This window comes from Corynebacterium sp. UMB10321 (assembly GCF_030228725.1).
In the GTDB taxonomy this organism is placed as follows: domain Bacteria; phylum Actinomycetota; class Actinomycetes; order Mycobacteriales; family Mycobacteriaceae; genus Corynebacterium; species Corynebacterium pseudogenitalium.
Genome location: NZ_JASOZC010000008.1, coordinates 39,382 through 60,954 on the forward strand (window position 1 = coordinate 39,382; position 21,573 = coordinate 60,954).

The window sequence follows — 21,573 nt, forward strand, 5'->3', positions numbered from 1 at the left end:
TGTAATTAATCGGGTAAATTGTACGGATATGTAAACAAGCCCGCTATTTCTAGCGGGCTTGTTAATGTCGGGGCGACAGGATTTGAACCTGCGACCCCCTGCTCCCAAAGCAGGTGCGCTACCAAACTGCGCCACGCCCCGCGAATGATTGCTCATTGCGACGTTGGCAACTATAACCATGCCCACGAGCAATACGCAAATCCACAGGACAGCACGTCTTTTGAAGCTGAACGCGCACGCAAACAAAAACGCGGCTACACATCCTGTGTAACCGCGTCCTTTTACTACTTGGAGGGAATGACGGGAATCGAACCCGCGTCTTCAGCTTGGAAGGCTGAGGTATTAGCCACTATACGACATTCCCACTTCACCAAAAGGTGATGGGCGCAAGTGTAACCTACCGCCCACTTTGAGACAAAACCACCCGCTTAGCGTGGAACTTTCTCCCGACCACGTGCGTTGCACGTTGTAAGTACTGATAATTTGTGGCCGATCCCGAAGGAGCTTTCCCTCACTATGAACCTCATTTTGATCCTCGCTATCGTTGGCGCCGCGGTGTACCTGATAAAGAGTCGCCAGAATGGCTCGACCAACCAGCGCGAACAGCTCCAGCTCGAGGATGCGATTGCGGACGCACGCCGCTGGACAGAGCGACTTGGCTCGCAAGTCCTTACTATCTCCGGTACCGACGCCGCTTCGACCCAGGCGATGGCCGACGCCTCTGAACGCTACAACGCAGCAAGTGGCGCGCTGGGCCAGGCGACCACACCGAAGCAGGCCATGCTCGCTCGCGAATCTGCGCTGGAGGGGCTGCACTATGTCAACGCAGCACGCGAAATCATGGGCATGCCCGCTGGCCCAGAGCTTCCAGAACTGGAAGGCCAGCGTCGCGCGGGCCGGGTGACCGAGGAGCGAACGATCCGCCAGGAAGACGGCACCACCGTCACCGCATCCCCGTACGCTTCTGAACGCACCCCGAACTACTACCCTGGCGGCGTTGTCGCCGGCCGCCCAGTACCGGCTGGCTGGTACTCCACCGCCTGGTGGGCTCCAGCGATGATGACCGGCATGTGGGCTGCAAGTTCGATGATGTTCTACTCCGCGATGTTCGCAGGTATGGCCGGCACGCCATCGCCTGAGGCCTTCGCAGCGGGTGACTTCGGGGACGCCGGCGCAGGCGACTTCGGCGATATGGGAGATGCTGGAGACATCGGCGATGCCGGGGAGATGGGCGATATGGGCGACGTCGGCGGCGAGGGCCTGTTCGGTGACGGCGGCCTCTTTGGGGATGGCGGTGGCTTCGACTTCGGGGGATTTGACTTTTAGTCCAGGCCAGTGCGCTAGAATGCCTACCGTTTAGCACCCCACCGTATAAGGAGCGTTTCGTGAATATTGCAGTGTTGCTCAAGGAAGTCCCGGATACGTACGGCGACCGCGACCTGAATCTGGAAACCGGCCTGACCGATCGCTCCGGTGATGTCGTCGCTGACGAGGTCTGCGAACGCGCCGTCGAAGCCGCGATGCGACTCAAGGAGGCCCGCGGCGACGAGGAAACCATCGTCGACCTCATTACGGTAGGGCCAGAAACAGCGCATGCCAGCGTGCGCAAGGGCATTGCGATGGGCGCGGATGATGCCTACATCATTGCCGACGACGCGCTCCTCGGCGCGGACGTGACGCTGACGGCAGAAGTGCTCGCGGCGGCACTACGCAACAAGGACTACGACCTGGTTGTGCTCGGTACCGCGTCCTCTGACGGCGGTGGCGGCGTCATGGCTGGGCTGCTCGCAGAGATGCTCGGCTGGCCCGCCATCGCCAACGCGACCGAGGTCACGCTCAACAACGACACGGTGACCGCGACGCAGGTCAGCGATCACGCCACGCTCACCCTCGAGGCGCAACTCCCGGCGCTGGTCGCGGTCTCGGACGAGTACCCTGATGCCCGCTTCCCAAACTTCAAGGGTCTGATGGCGGCAAAGAAGAAGGAACTGCACACGCTGACGCTGGCGGAGCTCGGTGTCGACGCGGAGGATTTCGCACGGCCGCGGGCGATCATGGTGGACGTCGAAAAGCGTCCTGCGCGTGAGCGTGGCGAGATCATTGACTACGGCCCGAACGCTGTGGGCCAGCTGGTCGACTTCCTTGCAGAGAAGCACTACATCTAACCCGCCGAACGAAGGATACTGACATGGCAACCTCTCCCCGCACAGTTTTGGTCGTGCTCGATGCGACGCACGACGACCAGCTCGACTCCACCGCCGCCGAACTCATCGGCGCAGCCGCGCCTCTGGGTACCCCGGTGGTGCTGACCACCAACCCTGCACACACCGAAGCGCTCGGCGAGCTCGGCGCAGCCGTGGTGCTGACCACTAACGTTGACGCGCAGCAGCAGGCAGTCCCTCTTGTCGACGCCGCCGAGGCCGCGTTCAACGCCACCGACCCGGCAGCTGTGATCCTCGCCCACTCCGTCCGTGGCCGCGACGTCGCGTCGCGCCTGGCCGTGCGCAAGGGCAAGGCCCTGCTCACCGACGCGATTGATGTCCGCCGCGACGACCAGGGCATTGTGACGGACCACGAGAACTACGGCGGCGCCTACACCGCAACCGCTGCAGCGACCCACTCGGCGCCAATTATTACGGTGCGCATCGGCGCGATCGATCGCCGTGCGGACGCCACCGCGCCCGAGGTTCACGAGTTGGACGTCACTGCCTCCGGGACACGCGCCGCGACGGTGACTTCGGTGACCCCGGTGGTGCGCACCTCGACGCGCCCGGAGCTGCTCACCGCAGATCGCGTGGTTGCAGGAGGCGTTGCTTTGGGTGACGCGGACATGTTCGAGCAGCTCGTGGGCGGGCTTGCCGACGAGCTCGGCGCCGCAGTCGGCGCGACCCGCTCCGCTGCGGACGAGGACCAAATCAGCCACGACGCCCAGATTGGGCAGACCGGCATCGTGGTCAGCCCAAAGCTCTACATCGGCATTGGCATTTCGGGCGCTGTGCAGCACCTCGTGGGCATGCAGACAGCCGACACCATCATCGCGATCAACAACGATGAGGACGCTCCGCTGTTCGATATCGCGGACTTTGGCATCATTGGCGATCTCTTCGACGTGGTGCCGGAACTCATCGAGCAGATCGCAGCTCGCCGCGGCACGGAGGCGTCCAAGTAATGCGCGTGCACCTTCGTCGTGGCCTGCCCCGCGTAGCGAGCGGCCAGCCGTGGCCACCAGTTGATGAGGTCGCGCTCGAACCCGACCCGGCCGTGAGCGGCGATCTGGTCGGAGCTCAAGCGGCTCCGACCCCAGCGCAACCCGAAGGCGTATCGACGCCCCTCCGTCGCGGTCTGCCTCGTACCCCGAGCGGCCAGCCATGGCCTCCTACCGACTCGGTCGCAGTCGCTGCGGACCCTGCCGTGCAGCAGGTGTTCCCAGCGGCTGCAGAACGCGCTGCCGCCGAACAGCCCGCGGAAGAGCAACCAGCTGGCCCGCTCACCACGGTCGCCGTGCGCCAGGGCCTTCCACGTACTGCCGGGGCTGGCCCGTTCCCGCCTGTCGCCAATGTCGACGTCCCAGAGGACCCCGCTGTGGCGGTTCCTCCGCTCTACGGCGCAGCGGCGCAGACTGCAGAACAGGCACCGGAACTGGTACCGGTACCAGCAGTCGAGTCCACGCCGCAGCTAGCACAGCCCGAGCGGCCGAAGTTGGCGGCACAGCCCGTGCCTGCGCCGACTCAAACTCCATCGCGTCGCTGGTGGGCGTACGGTGGCGTCGCGCTGCTCGCTGCGTTCGTAGTCGCGGTCCTGGTGGCGCGCTGGTTCGTCAGCACCCCGACGGGCAGCAGCTTCATCGAGCGCTACACCGGCCAGCAGCCCCTGCCGGAAGGCGCACCTGTTGGGCTGCCCGCATGGTTGGGGTGGTCGCACTTCTTCAACATGCTGTTCATGGCGCTCATCATCAAGACTGGTATGACCGTGCGCCACGAGCGCAAACCCGAAGCGTATTGGGCGCCGCGCAAGAACCCCAAGAAGAAGATTTCTCTTACCCTGTGGCTGCACCTCACCATTGACGTGCTGTGGGTGGCGCTCGGCGTGGTGTTCTACATCGTGCTGTTCGCCACTGGCCAGTGGATGCGCATTGTGCCCACGAGCTGGGAGGTCATCCCGCAAGCGGTCTCCGCGGGGATCCAGTACCTCAGTCTGGACTGGCCGACGGAAAACCCGTGGGTGCACTACAACGCGCTGCAGGAGCTGTCGTACTTCGCGGTGGTGTTCCTTGCCGCGCCGCTGGCGATCCTCTCCGGCGCTCGCATGAGCGAGTGGTGGCCGAAGTCCTGGTCCTTCTTCTCGCTGAAGGCTGCACGCGCCATTCACTTCCCCACCATGCTGTTCTTCGTCCTGTTCACCGTGGTGCACGTCTTCCTGGTGTTCACCACGGGTCTGCGCAGAAACATGAACGCGATGTTCGCTGCCTCCGGCGACGTCGACCCAGACGTGTACGGCACGAGCTGGACTGGCGTCATCCTGTTCCTCGTTGCGGCAGCCGTGATCGCGGTGGTGTGCAGGCTGGCTCGCCCCGCACTGGTAGCCCCGGTGGCGCAAGCGACTGGCAAGGTGACAAGCCGCTAAAGTAAAGCGCATGGTACCCATGTTTGCGCTTCACGACGGCACATCAATCCCCCAGCTCGGCTACGGCCTCCACCGCGTAGACCCGCAGGAGGCCGAGCGGTTGGTCAGCGAAGCGCTGGAGGCAGGTTACAGGCACTTCGACACCGCCCACATTTATGGGAACGAAGAGGGCGTCGGCAAGGCAATCGCGAAGTCGGGGATCCCGCGCGAGGAGCTGTACATCACCACGAAGCTGTGGAACAACCGCCACCACGATGCCCCGGCTGCGCTCGAGGAGTCGCTAGAGAAACTCGGTCTTGACCACGTCGACCTCTACCTCATTCACTGGCCTCTGCCCGGACAGGGCGCATACGTGGATGCGTGGAAATCCCTCATTGGACTCCGCGAGGCTAAACTCACGACCTCCATCGGCGTCTCAAACTTCCTGCCAGAGCACATTGAGCAGATTGAGATGCACACCGACGTCACCCCCGTGGTCAACCAGGTTGAGCTGCACCCGCTGTTCCAAAACTGGAAAGAGCTCGACGCGATGCGTGTGCACAATATCGCCATCGAGGGCTGGGCTCCGCTCGGCGGCGGCGCCTACGACCTGACGGACTTCCCGGAAATTACCGACGCCGCCGAGGCACACGGCAAAACGCCAGCGCAGGTGGTGCTGCGCTGGCATCTACAAAACGACGTGATCGTGTTCCCCAAGACCACGTCCGCGGAGCGGATGCGTGAAAACATGGACATTTTCGACTTCACGCTCAGCCCCGAAGAAATGTCCGCCATCGTCGCGCTCGACGAGGAGGAGTTTGGGCGCCACGGCCCGCACCCCGCGGACTACGAAGAACTGGGCTAGATAGCCGGGGCTTCGCCCGTCTCCTCGTACTTGGACAGGATGTCGATGCGGCGCTGGTGGCGCTCCTCGTTGCTCCACTCCTGGCCGATGAACGCGTCGACGATCTTCAGTGCTTCTTCCTCGGTGTGCATGCGCCCACCGATACCGATGAGCTGCGCGTTGTTGTGCTCGCGCGCCAGGCGCGCGGTCTCCTCAGACCACGCCAAGGCGCAGCGAGCGCCCTTCACCTTGTTCGCGGCGATCTGCTCACCATTGCCAGAGCCGCCCAGCACGATGCCGAGGGAGCCTTCGTCCGCTACCGTCCGCTCAGCTGCGGCGATGCAGAACGCTGGGTAGTCGTCGAGGGCGTCATACTCGTGCGCACCACAGTCGATGACTTCGTGGCCCTGCTTTTCCAGGTGGGCCTTAATCTGATTCTTTCGTTCGAAACCGGCATGATCTGCCCCAAGGTAAATTCGCATGCGCTCTACCCTACCTTCCTGCTAGCTCACCTGCGGCGGTTCCGTGCGGGAACGCTTCAGTTCGAAGAAGTAGGGGTATTCGCTCAGTGCCAGGGAGGCGTCGAAAAGCTTGCCTGCCTCCTCACCCGTTGGGACGCGGGTGATGACCGGCCCAAAGAATGCGGTGTCTCCGAGCTTGACCACCGGGGTGCCCACCTCGTCACCGACGGCGTCCATCGCACCCTGGTGGTAGGTGCCGAGCAGCTCGTCCATCTCGTTGGTGTTGGCAAGGTCGGTGTAGCTGGCGTCGAGACCTACCTCTTCGAGCGCTGCCGCGATGATCTCGTCGTAGGCGCCGTAGCCCTTCTTGCCGCCCTGCTCCCCGGCGTGAATGGCGGTGCCCATCGCGGTGTAGAGCGCGTCGATCTTCTCTGGGTGGTCGCGCTTCACCGCTGCGAACACGCGCGCTGGACCCCAGTTGGCCTCCATCATCTTGGCGTAGTCGGCTGGGATGTCGCGGCCGTCGTTAAGAATGGACAGTGACATCGGCACCCACTCGACCGTGATGTCGCGGACCTTTTCTACTTCCTTCATCCAGCGCGAAGTGAGCCAGCAAAATGGGCAGCTTACGTCGAACCAAAAGGTAACTGGTGCAGTCACAGAATCATTCCTCCATTCGTTCCGGAAATTATGCAGCCACCATAGCGAAAAACACACAGGTACGGCGAGTATGTTGGAGGACATGAAGACAAACCTCAAGCGCAGCGACGCACAACTTCGCGCACAACTTATCTCAGATGTCCATTACGATATTGCGCTCGATGTCAACGGAGCAGAGCAGTTCACGTCGACCACCACGGTCACGTTCCGCTCGGGCGCAGGCGAGACCTTCTTCGACCTGGTCGCCGACGAGTTCTCCGCAACGCTTGACGGCCGCCCCGTCGACGGCCGCACCCTCACTCTCACCGAGGGCGAGCACACGTTAGTTGTCGACGCCACCATTACCTACAACCACACCGGAGAAGGCCTGCACAAGTTCGTCGACCCGGTGGACAACAAGGATTACCTCTACACCCAGTTCGAACCCGCGATGGCGATGAAGGCGTTTGCCTGCTTCGACCAGCCAGATATCAAGGCCACGTATAAGATTGCCGTCGACGCGCCAGAGGCCTACACGGTCGTACTCAACGAGGAGGCGACCCATGAGGGCAACGTGTGGTCCTGCACCATTGATTACCCACTGTCGACGTACCTGGTGGCAATCTGCGCCGGCGAGTACGAGTTCGTCGAAGACGAGTACGTCGACGATCTGAAGCGTATCCCGCTTCGCATCTTTGCCCGCGCCTCACTCATGGAGCACCTCGACGCGGAACGCTTGTTCCGCCAGACGAAAGACGGCTTCGCGTACTACCACAAGAATTTTGCGATTGCGTACCCGTTCGGCAAGTACGACCAGATTTTCTGCCCCGAGTACAACATGGGCGCAATGGAGAACGCCGGCGCGGTGACGTTCCGCGATGAGTACGTCTTTACTTCCGAGCCAACCCCGTATCGCCTCGAGCGCCGCAACGACACGATCCTGCACGAGATGGCGCACATGTGGTTCGGCGACCTCGTCACGATGCAGTGGTGGGACGACTTGTGGCTCAACGAGTCCTTCGCGACCTGGTCCGCAGCCATTGCCCAGACCGAGATCGGCGAGTACCCGAATGCGTGGACGACGTTCGCGGCCGTCGAGAAGGCATGGGCCTACCAGCAAGATCAGCTGCCGACGACCCACCCAATCGCCGCTGACGCCCCGGACATCGAGACTGCTGAGCAGAACTTCGACGGGATCACCTACGCCAAGGGCGCATCCGTGCTGAAGCAGCTGCAGGCATACGTTGGCCGCGACGAGTTCTTCGCGGGCGTGCGCGATCACTTCAACAACCACAAGTTCAGCAACGCTACCTTCGACGATCTTCTGGGCGCGTTGGAGAAGTCGTCGGGCCGCGATTTGAGCGAGTGGTCCCAGCAGTGGCTGCGCACCACCGGTGTGTCCACCCTTCGCCCTGAAATCACCGAGGATTCCTTCGCAGTCGTGCAAGAGTCCGACGTACTGCGCACCCACCGGGTCGGCATCGGGCTGTACAAGCTTGACGGCGACAAGGTCGTGCGCACCCACCACGTGAACGTCGATATCGAGGGGGCGCGCACCGAGGTACCCGAACTCGCCGGCATCGACCACGACCTCGCGTTGGTCAACGACGAGGACCTCACCTACTGCAAGATGCGCCTCACGCCGGAACACACTGGGTTCGTTCTGGAGCACATCGGGCAGATCGAGGACCCGCTTGCACGCACCCTGTGCTGGTCATCCCTGTGGGAGGCCGTCCGCGACACGCTGCTTCCGGCGCGCAAGTTCGTGATGGCCGTGGCAAACTTCAGCCGCCTCGAAGACCAACCGAGTGTGCAGGAGCGTCTCCTCGCACAGGCTACGCTGGCGGTCAAGCAGTACGTGGCGTGGTCCTGGCAGCGCACCGGCTTCTACATGCTCAGCGAGGCATTCCGCGGCCAGGAGCCTGCAGGTATCTACCAGCGCGCGCTCGCCCGCCTGCAGCCTTCGAAGCAGAACACGACGTACTTCCACGAACTCCTACAGTCGCTGGATAACCAGGAGATTCGCTGGCTCGTGCTCACGAACCTTGTCGCAGGCGGCGCCATGCTGGCCAAGACCGCCAAGAACGAGGAGGATCCGTCCTCCGAGGGTGCGCTGTCGCGCCTGCGTATCGACGCCGTCACGAACAAGCAGTGGGCGTGGGATGAGATCGTCAGCGGCACACGCACAAACCTCGAGGTGCGCTTCCTTATCGACGGCCTCACCTTCACCTCCGAAGGCATGGACGGCTTGGCCGAGCGCTACTTCGAGATCGCGCCAGAGCTGTGGGACAAACTGACCAACGAGATGGCTCAGAACACGCTCGAGGGCCTGTTCCCGCTGTGGGATATTTCGATTGCTACAGTCGAGCGCGCCGAGGCGCTCCTTGCGCGGGAGGACATTCCGGCGGGCCTGCGCCGCATCGTTTCGGAGGGTAAGGCCCGCGTGGAGCGCGCGCTGCGCAACCGTGTTGGTGACGCAGGCGCGGAAGGCGCAGCGAAAACGCTGCGCTAGAGGCTAGAGCTCCTCGACGATGCGGATCTGCGCCGCATCCGTGCGAGCCACGATAGAGGCGAACATGACCAGCGTGTCACCCTCAAAGAGCTTGCGCGTGATGCGGTGCACCGGGGTGTTCGCCGCCAAGGAGAGGCTCTCGCGCTCCTTATCGGTCGGGTTGGCCGGGAACAGGATGTCCTCGCGGCGCAGGTGAGGAGTCACGCCACCCAGGTCGGTACGCTGGCCACATGCGTAGTCGTCGGAGCTACGGCTGTACTTGGACTCATAACCGGGGCGAACGTACGTGGTTTCAGCGAACACCGGGTTACCGTTGGCAAAGTGAACGAGCTCGCTGGTGAGCAACTTATCGCGGGAGTCTACGCCGAATGCAGAGACGACGATCTGCGGTGCGGGCGCAGCGGTCTCCGAAATCAGTTCGGAAGAGACGTCCAGACCATGCGCGATAAGCTGCTCCGTCAGCGATACCTTGCCCGTCAAGTCGATGATCGGAGGCAGCGCGCGAACGAATGTGCCACCGGTGCGGCCACGCTTACGCTCAATAATTCCTTCGAGCTGCAATAGGTCCAGTGCATGGCGCACGGTCATGCGTGCCACCCCGTACATGTCTACAAGTTCGCGTTCTGGCGGTAGCTTGTCGCCGGGTTCGAGCTCGCGCGATTCGATCTGGCTCCGCAGAGCATCAGCAATCGCTACATACGCTGGCTTTTTCGCCATAAATTCCTCCTATTTTTGCGGCTGCGTTTAGGTTCACTGCCGCCCGCCCATAACTCCAGGTGTGACGCCAAAAGGTACAACACCAAAATCTCAGTTGTTTCTAATATAGTTCATTGGACCATAAAAGTACCTAACAATAAATTTGAACAAAGTGCGCGACACTTGACACGTCCATAAATTGCAAAGTCATACTTTCAGTTGAACCCTATCGACGTGCCAAATTCAGGAATCTCCAACGCCAATTACAACATCGCCCAAGCCACGGCCAATACCCCCATTTGCGGTAACCCGGGTGCTCGACGGCTGCTCGAGACGTAGCGCGTAAACTAGAGCACAATGTTTTCTCTTACGCAGTTTTCTCCATCAGTCTTAGCCAAATCCGTGAGCGTTCCAGATGTCGACGAAGCCGTCGACTCCGTCACCTCGTGGTGGAATGACCCCGCCACGCGAGACATCTTTGTGACCCGCCCCCTGTGGATCCTGGTCATCCTGGCCATTGCCCTTGTGTTGCACATCGTGGTGCGCAGAATCATTACGAAGGCCGCGAACAACGCCATCAACTCCTCCAGCGCGGCTCTCCCCTTCCGCCGCCGCGCTGGCGCCGTGAAACCCGACACTGCGCATTCGCGCTCGCGGGAGCAGCGCCGCCAGCAGCGCATCCTCACGCTGGCGAACGTAGGACGCTCCGCGGCAGCAATTGTGATTTGGGTGTGGGCGGTCCTCGCGGTGCTCGACCAACTCGGGGTCAACGTCGCCCCGCTCGTGGCCTCTGCGGGCGTCGTCGGCGTCGCCCTCGGCTTCGGCGCGCAGTCCCTTGTGAAAGACTTCCTCAGCGGCATCTTCATGTTGCTGGAAAACCAGTACGGTGTCGGTGACGTCATCGCGGTCAACGACATTGAGGGCACTGTAGAGCACGTCACGATGCGCATCACCACCGTCCGCGATATTGACGGCACCCTCTGGTACGTCCGAAACGGTAACATCGATCTGCTTGGCAACCAGAGCGACGTCTTCTCCGTTGCCCGCCTCGAGATCCCTGTTTCCATCCAGGCTGATCCGGAGCAGGCAGCCAGCGTCGTCGAGGCCGCAATGCAGGACGCAGTGACGCGCCCCGAGATCAAGGACAAACTCGTCGGTGAGGCCACCATGCTGGGCATTTCCAAGTTCGACCCGGAGTGCGCAACCCTGCGCGTGATGGTCAATACGCTGCCTGGCGAGCAGTGGGGCGTCTCCCGTTTCATGACCGCGGTCATCCTCGAGGCGCTTCACACGCACGGCGTGCCGCTGCCTGGCACGGAGCCGACCTACATCCGACACCTGGACCGCACCCCTGGAGGCGAGAACAACGATGCAGATCAGCAATAGCAACGAGGCACAGCAAACGCTCTACGAAGCCGTCGGCGGCGAGGAGTTCTTCCACACGCTCGTGCACCGCTTCTACGCCCAGGTCAAGGAAGACGACCTCATCGGCCCCATGTACCCCGACGAGGACTGGGAAGGCGCCGAATCCCGCTTGCGTTGGTTCCTCACCCAATACTGGGGCGGGCCACGCACCTACCAGGAGCGCCGCGGCAACCCGATGCTGCGCCGCCGCCACTTCCCGTTTGCAATCGGGGAGGCTGAGGCGGACCGCTGGCTCGAGCTGATGGGCAAGGCAATGGCCGAGTTTGACGACGCCACCCTGCCCCAGCCCTACCGCGCCGCCATGTGGAATCACATGCAGCGAGTCGCGTACATGATGATCAACCAGGGCCCACGGTCATACGAATAGGCTCAGCGACTTGCTGTGGTAAACGGTGCCGAAGGGGGCGTCGATACGCACCCACCTGCCTGCGCTCGAAACCCGCAGGTAGCGAGGCACTTCGACCGGGGCTTCGAACCCCGGAATGAGCCCAAGCGAGGTGCAGGTAAACACCGCGCGCATGGGTATTTCAAGTTTCGGGCCGCGGTCGTCCGCGTCGACGGTGATGACCACGGCGTCGAGAAGTGAAACCGGCGGGCCGAGCGGGCCCGCGAACTGACGCGTGAGGTTGCGGCCTTCGTCGGCAAGCTGGCGCGCTGTAGAAATCGGCACCTCTTCGCGCAGCACGAACCCTTGCGCCGGTGGCAGTGCCCCGGGCCAGTTCTGGTCCTGCGCCGCGCCAAGCGCTCCCGTCGAAGTTTCGAGTGCCTCGAGGACCCGGCGCGCAGGCACCACCGCGCCGTCGCGGGAGACGGTACCCCGGACCCGGCGCGAGGCGACGCAGTCGAACGGGGTGGTGACGAAGACGTCGACGTCGTGTTCCCCGACTCGTTGGAACCGCGCGTAGGCGTCATCCTGGAGTGCGAGGGCGCGCTGCAGCAGGGCGCGCAGTCCGCGCTCCCCCTGCTCAACAGTCAGCGTTTCGGTGGTAGCCACCTATGCCTGCCCCAGTTCGTCGTCTCCGTCGAGCGTTGTGTAGGCGCGGGCAAGGATGCCGAGCTCCTGCGAGGTGATTGCTCGCGGGCTCGCCGTCCGTTTATCCACGGTGACCTGTACGCAATCAATCACGCAACAGACGCTGCCTTGTGCGTCCTTGATCTCCTGACGCGTCGTAAACGACGTGTTGCCGAGGTGGATCACCTGCGTATCAACGGTCACTGCCTGCGTGTTCGGCAGCACTGGGCGAACGTAGTCCGCTTCGATGCGCCGAACGAACACCACAAACTCGTACCCCTGAGACTCGAAGAACTCCTGGGCAAACGCGAGTCGCGCCTGCTGCGCGATCTCGATGTAAGCCGAGTTTGTCACATGGCCGTACCGGTCAAAATCGTTCCACCTCAGCGAGATGGAGTGCGTGTGAATCCTGCCGCGCATATTCTGTTCCGACATAGCCAATTCCTACCTTTTCCGCTGTTAGCGGCTGAGCTTGCGGTGGGTGACGCGCGACGGCTTCGCCGCTTCCTCACCGAGGCGCTCAACCTTGTTCTTCTCGTAGTCGCCGAAGTTGCCCTCGAACCAGTACCACTTGCCTTCCTCAACGTTGCCTTCCCAGGCGAGGATGTGGGTACAGGTGCGGTCCAGGAACCAGCGGTCGTGCGAAATCACGACAGCGCAACCTGGGAACTTCTGCAGCGCATTCTCAAGCGATCCGAGGGTTTCGACGTCCAAGTCGTTGGTCGGCTCGTCGAGCAGAATCAGGTTGCCGCCCTGCTTCAGCGTCAGCGCCAGGTTCAGGCGGTTGCGCTCACCACCGGAGAGCACCTTGGATGGCTTCTGCTGGTCCGCGCCCTTGAAACCGAACGCCGAGAGGTAGGCGCGCGACGGCATTTCGTTCTGGCCGACCACGATGTAGTCGAGGCCGTCCGAGACTACTTCCCACACCGTCTTTTCCGGGTCAATGTTTTCGCGGTTCTGGTCAACGTAGGACAGCTTCACGGTCTCACCGACCACGACGGTGCCTGCGTCTGGCTCTTCCAGCCCAACGATGGTCTTGAACAGGGTGGACTTACCCACACCGTTCGGGCCGATCACGCCCACGATGCCGTTGCGCGGCAGCGTGAAGGACAGGTCCTTGATCAGGACGCGGCCGTCGAAGCCCTTGTCCAAGTGCTCGACCTCGACGACCTTGTTGCCCAGGCGTGGAGGCGTCGGGATCTGGATTTCTTCGAAGTCCAGCTTCTTGTACTGCTCTGCCTCGGCAGCCATTTCCTCGTAGCGTTCCAGACGCGCTTTGTTCTTCGCCTGGCGCGCCTTCGGCGAGGATCGTACCCACTCGAGCTCGTTCTTCAGGCGCTTCTGCAGCTTCTGATCCTTCTTGCCAGCAACCTCGAGGCGCTCGGCCTTCTTCTCCAGGTAGGTGGAGTAGTTGCCCTCGTATGGGTAGAGCTTGCCGCGGTCGACCTCACAGATCCACTCGGCAACGTTGTCCAGGAAGTAGCGGTCGTGGGTAATTGCCAGGACGGCACCCGGGTAGGACTGCAGGTGCTTCTCCAGCCACAGGACGGACTCGGCGTCCAGGTGGTTCGTTGGCTCGTCGAGCAGTAGCAGGTCCGGTTCGGACAGTAGCAGCTTCGCCAGCGCGACGCGGCGGCGCTCACCACCGGAAAGCTTGGTCACCGGGCTATCGGATGGCGGGCAGCGCAGCGCCTCCATCGCCTGCTCAATCTTGGAATCGACCTCCCAGGCGTCAGCGGCGTCGAGCTCCTCCTGGAGCTTGCCCATTTCTTCCATGAGCTCGTCGGTGTAGTTCGTCGCCATCTCTTCAGCGATTTCTTCGAAGCGCTGCTTCTTCTCGAAGATGTCGCCGAGGCCCTCTTCGACGTTCTCGCGAACGGTCTTTTCCTCGTTCAGCGGTGGCTCCTGCAGGAGGATGCCGACCGTTGCGCCGGGATCCAGGAATGCTTCGCCGTTGTTTGGCTGGTCAATCCCCGCCATGATCTTGAGCAGCGAGGACTTACCTGCGCCGTTTGGCCCAACGACACCAATCTTGGCGCCGGGATAAAAGGCCATGGTGACATTGTCCAAAATGACCTTGTCACCGATGGCCCTGCGAACGTTTTTCATCGTGTAGATGAACTCAGCCACGTAAAAACCCCTTTAACTGAAGCGGACATACATCGTTTCACAGGGTACATCAGCGAAAGGTGAACGTGCGCTTCCCCAGCGCCGAGCGAGAGCGCAACCGCGGGCGTCAGAACGGCGCGGGGCCGTCGTCACTTTCGCCGCTGCCAGCACCCACAGCTACCGGCTCGAGTTCAGGCGACTGCGATTGCGGTTCGGTACCAGACGCCGAGTCCACCGACGATGCCGACGCCTGCATCTTCTGTTGCTCGAAGTAGAACTCGCGCTCCTCCTCCGTCATGAAGTCGACCGCCGTCTTGATCTTCACCGCAGGCTGGCCCTCGAGTGTGTGGCCGTTCTCGGTGATCTTCCAGGAGGAGATCTGGTGCATGCCGAGCTCGAACGCGACCTTGTCGGCTTTCAGCACGGTGCGATAACGGTTGAGCTTCTCGCCCGCGTCGTTAGTTTCCACCCAGGTCTCCGTAACCAACCGGCCGGAGACCATCACCGGCGCACCGCGAAACAGTGAGGTGCGCGCGTTGATGGCGAGCTGGTTCCAACACTCGACGTCGATGTAGAGCTGGTCCGTGTCCTCCCAAATGTCGCGGCCCTGGTTGTCCTGCTCGCCCGTGCGTCGCCTGCGGGAGGACGCGATGCGCATCTTGCACACCGAGTTTCCCGACGCCGGGAACCACTTAAAGTACGGTGCTGCCGTCAAGTTTCCGCATACGGTGACGTTCATCTGGCTCATTGTTGTGTCCTTTCAATTGTTTGCTGAACTGGTACAACTCGGAGCTTTCCAGTGCAGAAACAGAAAAGAAAGGATGCGGCCTTGCAGCCTGTGGATTGATTTTTGGAATTCCACAGATCCCAGGGAATCGTCGATTAGCCCTTGTGCTGCGGGGTATCCGACGTGTACTGTGCGAGCATTTCGTTGTAGGCGCGCCACTCGGCGTCGTCAGTCTCGTCCGCGATGCGGTCGACCTCTGCGGTTTCTGCGCGGTCCTCACGCCACCACAGGATGAACAGCACACCGAACACGATAACAAGCGGGAACGAGCCCGACGCCCAGGCGATACCGCCGCCCACCTTCTGGTCCGCCAGCAAATCCGGGTCCCACGGCAGCAGCAGCGAGCGGTAGAACTCCTCGCCCATCACGGTGTTGAGCTGCATGAGGTACACGCCCATAAAGAGGTGCACCGGCATGGAGATCCACAGCCACAGTAGACGCGTCTTCGCCGTCACGCGCCCCTCGATGTAATCCGGGCCGATGAGCTCCCAGAAGTAAAAGTAGCCCGACACCAGGAACACCGCATTCATGATGACGTGGCCGGCGTGCTCCGAAATCATCAGTTCGTACAGGTCAGTGAACACGTACATGACGTAGAAGAACACCAGGAACTGCACCGCGGACACCGGCGGGTACGTCACGATGCGCAGGAACTTACTGCGCTGGAAGGACTGCGCCCACAGCCGGGGGTTGAACTCCCCGGACGGGTAGGCGTCGATAATGAGCGTCAGCGGCGCGCCCAGCACGAGGAACACCGGCACCCCCATCGACAGGATCATGTGGACGGTCATGTGCGCCGAGTAAGAGGCCGGCATGTGCAGCCCGATGCCGGAGCACATCGTGACTACGACGGTCGCGCAGCCCAGCAGCCACCACGCCGTGCGCCCCTTCGACCACCCGCTCACCCGGCGCGTCAGGTGCAGGTAGTAGACGGCCAGCAGGATCGCGATCACGCTGTAGAGCAGCTCGAATCGCCACAGCCCGACCCAGTTCGCCCAGGTCAGTGGGTCCTCGAGGTTGTAGCCCATCTGGATCTGCATCGGGGTGAGGTTCGGGTCTCGTGGCGGTGGCGGCGGAGTGCGTCCGAGCGTGACAGCGAGGCCAGTCACGGCGGCCATCACCAGCACTTCCACCGCGCCGAGCCGTACGAACGCTCTGCGTTGCGACGGCCCCTCCGCCTCAAGCGCCGGAATCGTGCGCTCGCGGTGCGCATACCCCATCAAACCAAGCAGCAGTATGCCAACCAGCTTGCCCACCAGCACCCAGCCGTAGGCGTAGCGGGTGATGTCGTCCAGGTGCACGCGGATCGCGCCGTTAATCACGCCCGACACCGCCATCGCTACGAACGCGAACAGCGCGATGCGCGAATATCTGCGCACCGCCGGTGCCAAGTCCGGCCCCAACCTGAAACCGTGCGCCACCAGCGCCATCAGGGCACCAACCCACACCAGCAGGAACACCAGGTGCCAGATGAAGGAGTTCGTGCCGAAGTCGTGATCGCCACCGGTCGCGGAGTGACCAGTCAGCGCCAGCGGCATAATCGCCAACAACGAGCCGATGAACAAAGCCACTTGCGACCACCAGCACGACACCCGGTACCCCGCCACGGCCACACACGCCGCGATTGCCGCGACAATCAGCCAGACGCGGGCGTCAGCAACCTTGTCCAGCGCCAAGGTCCAGGCGTCGACCTCAAACATCACGGTGCTCAGCGGCTGGCCTGAGACGTCGGAAAGCACCAGCGGCACCATCACCACTCCGATCAGCGCCAACCCCGCGGATGATGCCGCCCCCGTCCGGGAAGCAATCACCCCGTCGACGGTCAAGTGCGCGCCGTTGAGGTCAGCGCCCGTCTGCTTCGGCGGCAACAACCACGCCGAGAAGAGAAAGGACCCAGCTGCCAGCGCGGCCAGTACCCACGCTGCGCCCCGCAGCGCCGGCAGTCCGAACGTCGTCAACGCCCCCGGATCCGGGATGCCCAACGCCGCGAGCGAGGCGCCCGCGAGCATCTCCGAAATCACCCCGGCGATGAGCGCCGCGACGAGCCCCGCCGCAAGATACAACGGAAACGCCGCTTTCACCGCCGACTTTGAGGCAACCTGCGCATTTGACATGCTCACTACCCTACGTTCGAAATCTGCCTGTTCCCAAGTTTTTCGACGCCCACTTCTCCGCCTCCACGTCACAAGTGTGAGCAATAGCTTCTTGCTCTGCCCCACCAGGACTCGGACCTGTCGAGGACAGTTCACTTAAAAGAACGCTGCTTTCCCCCGCGCGGACACTCGGGCTGCGTTCTGCTGTCCGCCTCGCGGACACTCACCCGATGATGTCCCAACCCTGAAAACTGTCCGCCGCGCGGACACTCAACCGGTGAGATCGGATCGCCAAAGAACTGTCCGCCCCGCGGACACCCTGACCGCACTCTGTCCGCGGCAGCCCTCTCACCAGCAGCTCCAGAAAACCCACCACCAAAAAGTGTCCGCCGCGCGGACACTCGGGCTGCGTTCTGCTGTCCGCCCCGCGGACATTCACCCGATGATGCCCCAACCCTGAAAACTGTCCGCCGCGCGGACACCCAACACAGAGGTTCCGTCACGAAAAACGCCACTGCGGATTTACGAGTCCGATTCAGCAGCGCGGCGCTGACGCTGTAGCTTCCCGTGTGCACGGGCGATGCGGTAGAAAGTCCGCAAGCTCGCGAGCTGCAACCCGCTGTCTTGCGCCTTCTGATAAATGGCGTCCGCGCTCAGGTCGGGGTGGGCGTCGAAAAGATCGAGAATCTGTTGTACGTCTGAGTCTGGAATACGTTTGATATTTCGCTCGCGGTGCGGGATCGGGTTTTCCTTTTTGGGCCTCGGGTTGGTCTGGTAATAGCGCCTCGAGCGTGAGATCCTCAAAATTTTGCAGGCGCGACTCATAGAATGGCCGACGCCCATGAGCAGATCCAGGAACTCGTTTTCTTGACGTACTCCTTCCTCGTACCGCTTCGTTTCCTCGGGGCTTAGGATTTTTCCGCCGCGTCGGAGGTCCCGCCATGTTGCTTTGGCAGAGACCCCATAGCTTTTCCCAGGACATCACTGGTGTCCTTCCACAGCTTGACTTCTTTGCGCAGTCGAGCATTTTCTCGTTTCAGCGCCTCGTATTCTTTGCGTGGCATCGTTACTTCGTCGTTGCTCATGGTTTTCCTTTCGCTTGGGGTCTAGCCAAGATACTGCCACACAGTTAAGGGCAAACCCCCAGGCGCTACGCTGTAGTGCATGGACACACGTGATCGGGATGCGCTGACGGCTGCCAAGTTGTATTACCGCTCGGAGCTGAGTCAGGCGGAGGTTGCTGCGGAGATGGGCTGCTCCCGTCCTACGGTGGCGAAGCTTCTGCAGCACGCGAAGGACCGTGGCTACGTCACTATTGAGGTACACGACCCGCAGGAGGCGGACGAGATCCTGATCGAGGATCTCACCTCCCGGTACACGCTGGAGGGTGTGCGGATTGTTCACCCGGCGAACCCATCTGCAGCGATCATGGAGGATCTTGGGGTGGCTGGCGCACGCTACCTGGAGTCGATGCCGTTGGATGGCCTTTCGGTGGGTGTGTCCTGGGGAAAGACGCTCCTCAACATTGCGCGGAATCTACGATCGACGAACATGCGGGCGCGCCAGATTGTGCAGTTGAAAGGTGGGTCGTCGCGTTCCAACCTGGCAACGAATGACTTTGAGACGATCACCGGTTTCTGCACCGCGTTCAACGCGCCCGCGTTAACGCTCCCATTGCCTGTCATTTTTGAGCGAGTGGAAACTAAGGAGATCGTGGAGCAGGATTCCCACATCGCCGACGTACTGCAGCAGGGGCGGGAGACCGACGTGGCGGTGTTCACGGTGGGTTCTGTGCGAAAGCAGAGCTTGCTGATGAACCTGGGGTACCTGTCTGAGGAGATGTCGCGGGAGCTGCTCGGGGTTGCGGTGGGGGATGCTTGTTCGCGGTTCTACACGCGGGAGGGGGATGTGGCGTCGAAAAGAATTGATGATCTGACGGTGGGCATTGAGCTTGACGAGCTGCGGGCGAGGCCGCGTCGAGTGCTGGTAGCTGGGGGTTTGTATAAAGCTGAGGCGATTGAGACGGCGCTGTGGATGGGGCTGGCCAGTGATTTGGTGATTGATCAGCCGACGGCGGTTCGGGTGCTGGAGATTGCGAAGACTCGCTAATTGACGCCTTTTCTCCCCCATGTGGGGTGTATCGCACCCCCAATCAGAACATTTGCAAACTTTAATATTGCCATATGTTCCTAGCGGTCTTAGAGTGGACACCGAAAGGTCAACCAGATACTGCAAAAGGAGTTGCACATGTCCACCCCGACCGTCTCCACACCGCACATCGTCCCAACCGGACCAATCGCTGAAACCGTCCTCATGCCGGGCGATCCACTGCGCGCGAAGTTCATCGCAGAGACCTACCTGGAAAACCCAGTCCAGTTCAACGCCGTGCGCAACATGCTCGGCTACACCGGCACCTACCAAGGCCACGAAGTTTCCGTGATGGGCTCCGGCATGGGCATTCCGTCCATCAGCCTCTACGCCTACGAGCTCATTCACTTCTTCGGCGTAAAGAAGCTCATCCGCGTCGGCTCCTGTGCATGCTTCCAGCCTGACATGAAGCTCTTCGACATCATCGTCGCCTCCTCCGCATCCACGGACTCGCACTTCATCGAGCAGTACGACCTGCCGGGCACCTACGCCCCGACCGCGTCCTGGAAGCTACTTGAGGCGACCTACAAGGAGTCGCAGAAGCAGGGCGTCGACATCCATGTGGGCAACATCTTGTCCTCCGACGTCTTCTACAACTTCAAGGACGACGTCAACGACCGCTGGGCGAAGATGGGCGTACTCGGCGTCGAGATGGAATCCGCCGGCCTCTACGCCGTCGCCGCCGAGGCAGGCGTTGACGCGATGGGCATCTTCACCGTGTCCGACGTCATCGGCTCCGGCGAGAAGGCTTCCGCTGAGGAGCGTCAGAGCGCGTTTACCCAGATGATGGAGCTGGCGCTTCCGCTGGCCGCCGTCTAACCCGCAACCCATCCCACACGTTTGAAGGAACTCACCATGACATCTCAAACAGTTCAAAAGGCGCTCAACCCGAAGCGGGCCGTGCCGATCATCCTGTTTACCTTCGTGTTCTCACTGATCATCGATAACGGTTTCAAGTTCATGACCGACTCGATGGGTGAGGCACTGAATCTGTCCCTCAACGAGGTCAGCTTGCAGGCCTCGCTTGCTGGCGTGATCATCGGCATCGGCGCGGTGGTGTACGCGGCGCTGGCTGACGTGGTGAGCATCCGCAAGCTGCTGATGGTCGGCATCACGCTGACACTGGTCGGTTCGGTCATCGGCTACCTCGGCCAAAACGTGTGGGGGCTGGTGCTGGTCGGCCGCGTGGTGCAGACCACCGGCCTCGCTGCGGCGGAGACGCTCTACGTCATCTACGTGACCAAGCACCTCAGCGAGAAGGATCAGAAGACCTACCTTGGCTTTTCTACCTCCGCGTTCCAGGGCGCAACGCTCTTCGGTGCACTGACGTCCGGGTACATCGCCACACATATCTCGTGGACCGCGATGTTCTTGATCCCGCTCATCCTGGTCTTCGCCGTCCCGGTCATCATGAAGACGGTCCCGGAGGAGGCCTCGCTGGAGTCGGGCCACGTCGACTGGCTCGGGCTCTTCCTCATCGCTGTGCTGGCCACGAGCGCCATCATGTTCATGCAGGCCTTCCAGTTCCTGTGGCTCATTCCGCTCGCACTCGCGCTCATCGCGTTCGTCGCGCACGTGAAGAAGGGCAAGCGCCCGCTGGTCAACCCGGAGTTCTTCCAGAACCGCGCTTACGTCACCGCCATCGTGCTGGTCGCGATTGTCTACTCGGTGCAGCTCGGCTACCTGGTGCTCTTCCCCGCAATGGCGAAGGCCGTCCACGGGCTCAGCGCTGACGACGCCTCCCTGCTGCTCATCCCGGGCTACACCGGCGCCGTCATCGTCGGCGCGCTCTCGGGCAAGATTGGCAAGTTCTTGCCGACGCGCCCCGCGATCTTCACCGCACTCGCCTCCATCACCATCGCGTTGCTGATCCTCGCAGTCGGGATGGAAGCCAGCCCGTGGGTCTTCATGCTTTCCTCCCTGCTCTTCGCCTGCGGTTTCGCCCTGCTGTACGCGCCACTGGTCGCGACGGCAATCGGCAACATCCCCGCTGCGAAGTCGGGTATCGCAATCGGTTTCTACAACCTCACAATCAACGTCGCCGTCCCGCTCGGCATCGCGTACAGCGCGAAGCTGGTGGATCTCGGCCTTGGGGTGCCAGGCTTCCTGCCACAAAACTCGGGCAGCTACCCCACCGTCATGCTCATCCTGGCAGTCATCGCAGTCGCCGGCACCGCGCTCTACGCAGCGCTCACCGCGCGCATGAAGCAACCGGCTTAACCTGCACACTTTCTACAACTCAAGG

General features: G+C 62.0%; 21 protein-coding genes and 2 tRNA genes. 11 read left to right on the forward strand and 12 right to left on the reverse strand.

Annotated elements, in window-relative coordinates; genetic code table 11:
* Positions 1-67 precede the first annotated feature (67 nt).
* Both QP752_RS08395 and QP752_RS08400 read right to left on the reverse strand, forming a co-directional pair.
* Positions 68-141, reverse strand: a tRNA-Pro gene (locus QP752_RS08395).
* A 148-nt stretch (positions 142-289) separates the two neighbouring features.
* A tRNA-Gly gene (locus QP752_RS08400) sits at positions 290-364 on the reverse strand.
* A 152-nt stretch (positions 365-516) separates the two neighbouring features.
* Here QP752_RS08400 and QP752_RS08405 point away from each other — a divergent pair.
* From QP752_RS08405 to QP752_RS08425, 5 genes are read left to right on the forward strand one after another with little or no spacing between them, the layout of a single operon-like run.
* A complete protein-coding gene (locus tag QP752_RS08405; RefSeq protein WP_284805257.1) occupies positions 517-1,326 on the forward strand; it encodes a DUF1542 domain-containing protein in 810 nt (269 codons plus the stop codon).
* Between the two features lie 59 nt (positions 1,327-1,385).
* On the forward strand, positions 1,386-2,165 hold the full coding sequence (locus QP752_RS08410) for an electron transfer flavoprotein subunit beta/FixA family protein (RefSeq protein WP_284805258.1): 780 nt from the start codon (positions 1,386-1,388) through the stop codon (positions 2,163-2,165).
* A gap of 23 nt (positions 2,166-2,188) precedes the next feature.
* A complete protein-coding gene (locus tag QP752_RS08415) occupies positions 2,189-3,169 on the forward strand; it encodes an electron transfer flavoprotein subunit alpha/FixB family protein (protein WP_284805259.1) in 981 nt (326 codons plus the stop codon).
* On the forward strand, positions 3,169-4,623 hold the full coding sequence (locus QP752_RS08420) for a cytochrome b/b6 domain-containing protein (protein WP_284805260.1): 1,455 nt from the start codon (positions 3,169-3,171) through the stop codon (positions 4,621-4,623). The genes QP752_RS08415 and QP752_RS08420 overlap by 1 nt, the downstream gene beginning before the upstream one ends.
* Before the next feature lie 10 nt (positions 4,624-4,633).
* Positions 4,634-5,467 carry an aldo/keto reductase gene (locus tag QP752_RS08425; protein ID WP_070362022.1) on the forward strand — a complete coding sequence of 278 codons (834 nt, stop codon included), beginning with the start codon at positions 4,634-4,636 and terminating at the stop codon, positions 5,465-5,467.
* On the opposite strand, the gene QP752_RS08430 is transcribed toward QP752_RS08425, so the two are convergent.
* A complete protein-coding gene (locus tag QP752_RS08430; RefSeq protein WP_070362021.1) occupies positions 5,464-5,928 on the reverse strand; it encodes a ribose-5-phosphate isomerase in 465 nt (154 codons plus the stop codon). The genes QP752_RS08425 and QP752_RS08430 overlap by 4 nt on opposite strands.
* 21 nt (positions 5,929-5,949) lie before the next feature.
* The gene (locus QP752_RS08435; protein WP_284805261.1) at positions 5,950-6,567 is read right to left on the reverse strand and encodes a DsbA family protein; all 618 of its coding nucleotides are present in this window, start codon (positions 6,565-6,567) and stop codon (positions 5,950-5,952) included.
* Positions 6,568-6,649: 82 nt separating this feature from the next.
* Between QP752_RS08435 and pepN the strand changes: the two genes are divergently transcribed.
* Positions 6,650-9,058, forward strand: a complete 2,409-nt coding sequence (gene pepN, locus QP752_RS08440; protein ID WP_256042402.1) for an aminopeptidase N — start codon at positions 6,650-6,652, stop codon at positions 9,056-9,058.
* A gap of 3 nt (positions 9,059-9,061) precedes the next feature.
* Here pepN and QP752_RS08445 read toward each other — a convergent pair whose 3' ends face one another.
* Positions 9,062-9,775 (reverse strand): GntR family transcriptional regulator, encoded by a 714-nt coding sequence (locus QP752_RS08445; RefSeq protein WP_070478422.1) that lies wholly within the window; start codon positions 9,773-9,775, stop codon positions 9,062-9,064.
* A gap of 336 nt (positions 9,776-10,111) precedes the next feature.
* Between QP752_RS08445 and QP752_RS08450 the strand changes: the two genes are divergently transcribed.
* Both QP752_RS08450 and QP752_RS08455 read left to right on the forward strand, forming a co-directional pair.
* The gene (locus QP752_RS08450) at positions 10,112-11,140 is read left to right on the forward strand and encodes a mechanosensitive ion channel family protein (RefSeq protein WP_070478424.1); all 1,029 of its coding nucleotides are present in this window, start codon (positions 10,112-10,114) and stop codon (positions 11,138-11,140) included.
* Positions 11,124-11,546, forward strand: coding sequence for a globin (locus QP752_RS08455; RefSeq protein ID WP_070478425.1), 423 nt, complete (start codon positions 11,124-11,126; stop codon positions 11,544-11,546). The genes QP752_RS08450 and QP752_RS08455 overlap by 17 nt, the downstream gene beginning before the upstream one ends.
* Here the strand turns inward: QP752_RS08455 and QP752_RS08460 are convergent.
* The 7 genes from QP752_RS08460 to QP752_RS08490 all read right to left on the reverse strand — a co-directional run bounded on the left by QP752_RS08460 (position 11,535) and on the right by QP752_RS08490 (position 18,265).
* Positions 11,535-12,173: a hypothetical protein gene (locus QP752_RS08460; protein ID WP_284805262.1), complete on the reverse strand. Its 639-nt coding sequence runs from the start codon at positions 12,171-12,173 to the stop codon at positions 11,535-11,537. The two genes, QP752_RS08455 and QP752_RS08460, sit on opposite strands and share 12 nt — an antisense overlap.
* On the reverse strand, positions 12,174-12,626 hold the full coding sequence (locus tag QP752_RS08465; protein ID WP_071573570.1) for a thioesterase family protein: 453 nt from the start codon (positions 12,624-12,626) through the stop codon (positions 12,174-12,176).
* A gap of 24 nt (positions 12,627-12,650) precedes the next feature.
* Positions 12,651-14,321 carry an energy-dependent translational throttle protein EttA gene (ettA, locus tag QP752_RS08470; protein ID WP_071573571.1) on the reverse strand — a complete coding sequence of 557 codons (1,671 nt, stop codon included), beginning with the start codon at positions 14,319-14,321 and terminating at the stop codon, positions 12,651-12,653.
* Between the two features lie 106 nt (positions 14,322-14,427).
* Positions 14,428-15,048, reverse strand: coding sequence for a single-stranded DNA-binding protein (locus QP752_RS08475; RefSeq protein ID WP_284805263.1), 621 nt, complete (start codon positions 15,046-15,048; stop codon positions 14,428-14,430).
* Positions 15,049-15,182: 134 nt separating this feature from the next.
* Positions 15,183-17,201: a bifunctional copper resistance protein CopD/cytochrome c oxidase assembly protein gene (locus tag QP752_RS08480; RefSeq protein WP_284805264.1), complete on the reverse strand. Its 2,019-nt coding sequence runs from the start codon at positions 17,199-17,201 to the stop codon at positions 15,183-15,185.
* Between the two features lie 501 nt (positions 17,202-17,702).
* Positions 17,703-18,023 carry a helix-turn-helix domain-containing protein gene (locus QP752_RS08485; protein ID WP_070362011.1) on the reverse strand — a complete coding sequence of 107 codons (321 nt, stop codon included), beginning with the start codon at positions 18,021-18,023 and terminating at the stop codon, positions 17,703-17,705.
* A 65-nt stretch (positions 18,024-18,088) separates the two neighbouring features.
* Positions 18,089-18,265 carry a hypothetical protein gene (locus QP752_RS08490; protein WP_168156165.1) on the reverse strand — a complete coding sequence of 59 codons (177 nt, stop codon included), beginning with the start codon at positions 18,263-18,265 and terminating at the stop codon, positions 18,089-18,091.
* 79 nt (positions 18,266-18,344) lie between these two features.
* Between QP752_RS08490 and QP752_RS08495 the strand changes: the two genes are divergently transcribed.
* The 3 genes from QP752_RS08495 to QP752_RS08505 all read left to right on the forward strand — a co-directional run bounded on the left by QP752_RS08495 (position 18,345) and on the right by QP752_RS08505 (position 21,548).
* Entirely contained in the window at positions 18,345-19,289 is a 945-nt protein-coding gene (locus tag QP752_RS08495) for a sugar-binding transcriptional regulator (RefSeq protein WP_256000891.1), read from the forward strand.
* A gap of 138 nt (positions 19,290-19,427) precedes the next feature.
* A complete protein-coding gene (gene deoD, locus QP752_RS08500) occupies positions 19,428-20,147 on the forward strand; it encodes a purine-nucleoside phosphorylase (protein WP_070478436.1) in 720 nt (239 codons plus the stop codon).
* A gap of 36 nt (positions 20,148-20,183) precedes the next feature.
* Positions 20,184-21,548 carry an MFS transporter gene (locus tag QP752_RS08505; RefSeq protein ID WP_284805265.1) on the forward strand — a complete coding sequence of 455 codons (1,365 nt, stop codon included), beginning with the start codon at positions 20,184-20,186 and terminating at the stop codon, positions 21,546-21,548.
* The last annotated feature ends 25 nt before the right edge of the window (positions 21,549-21,573 follow it).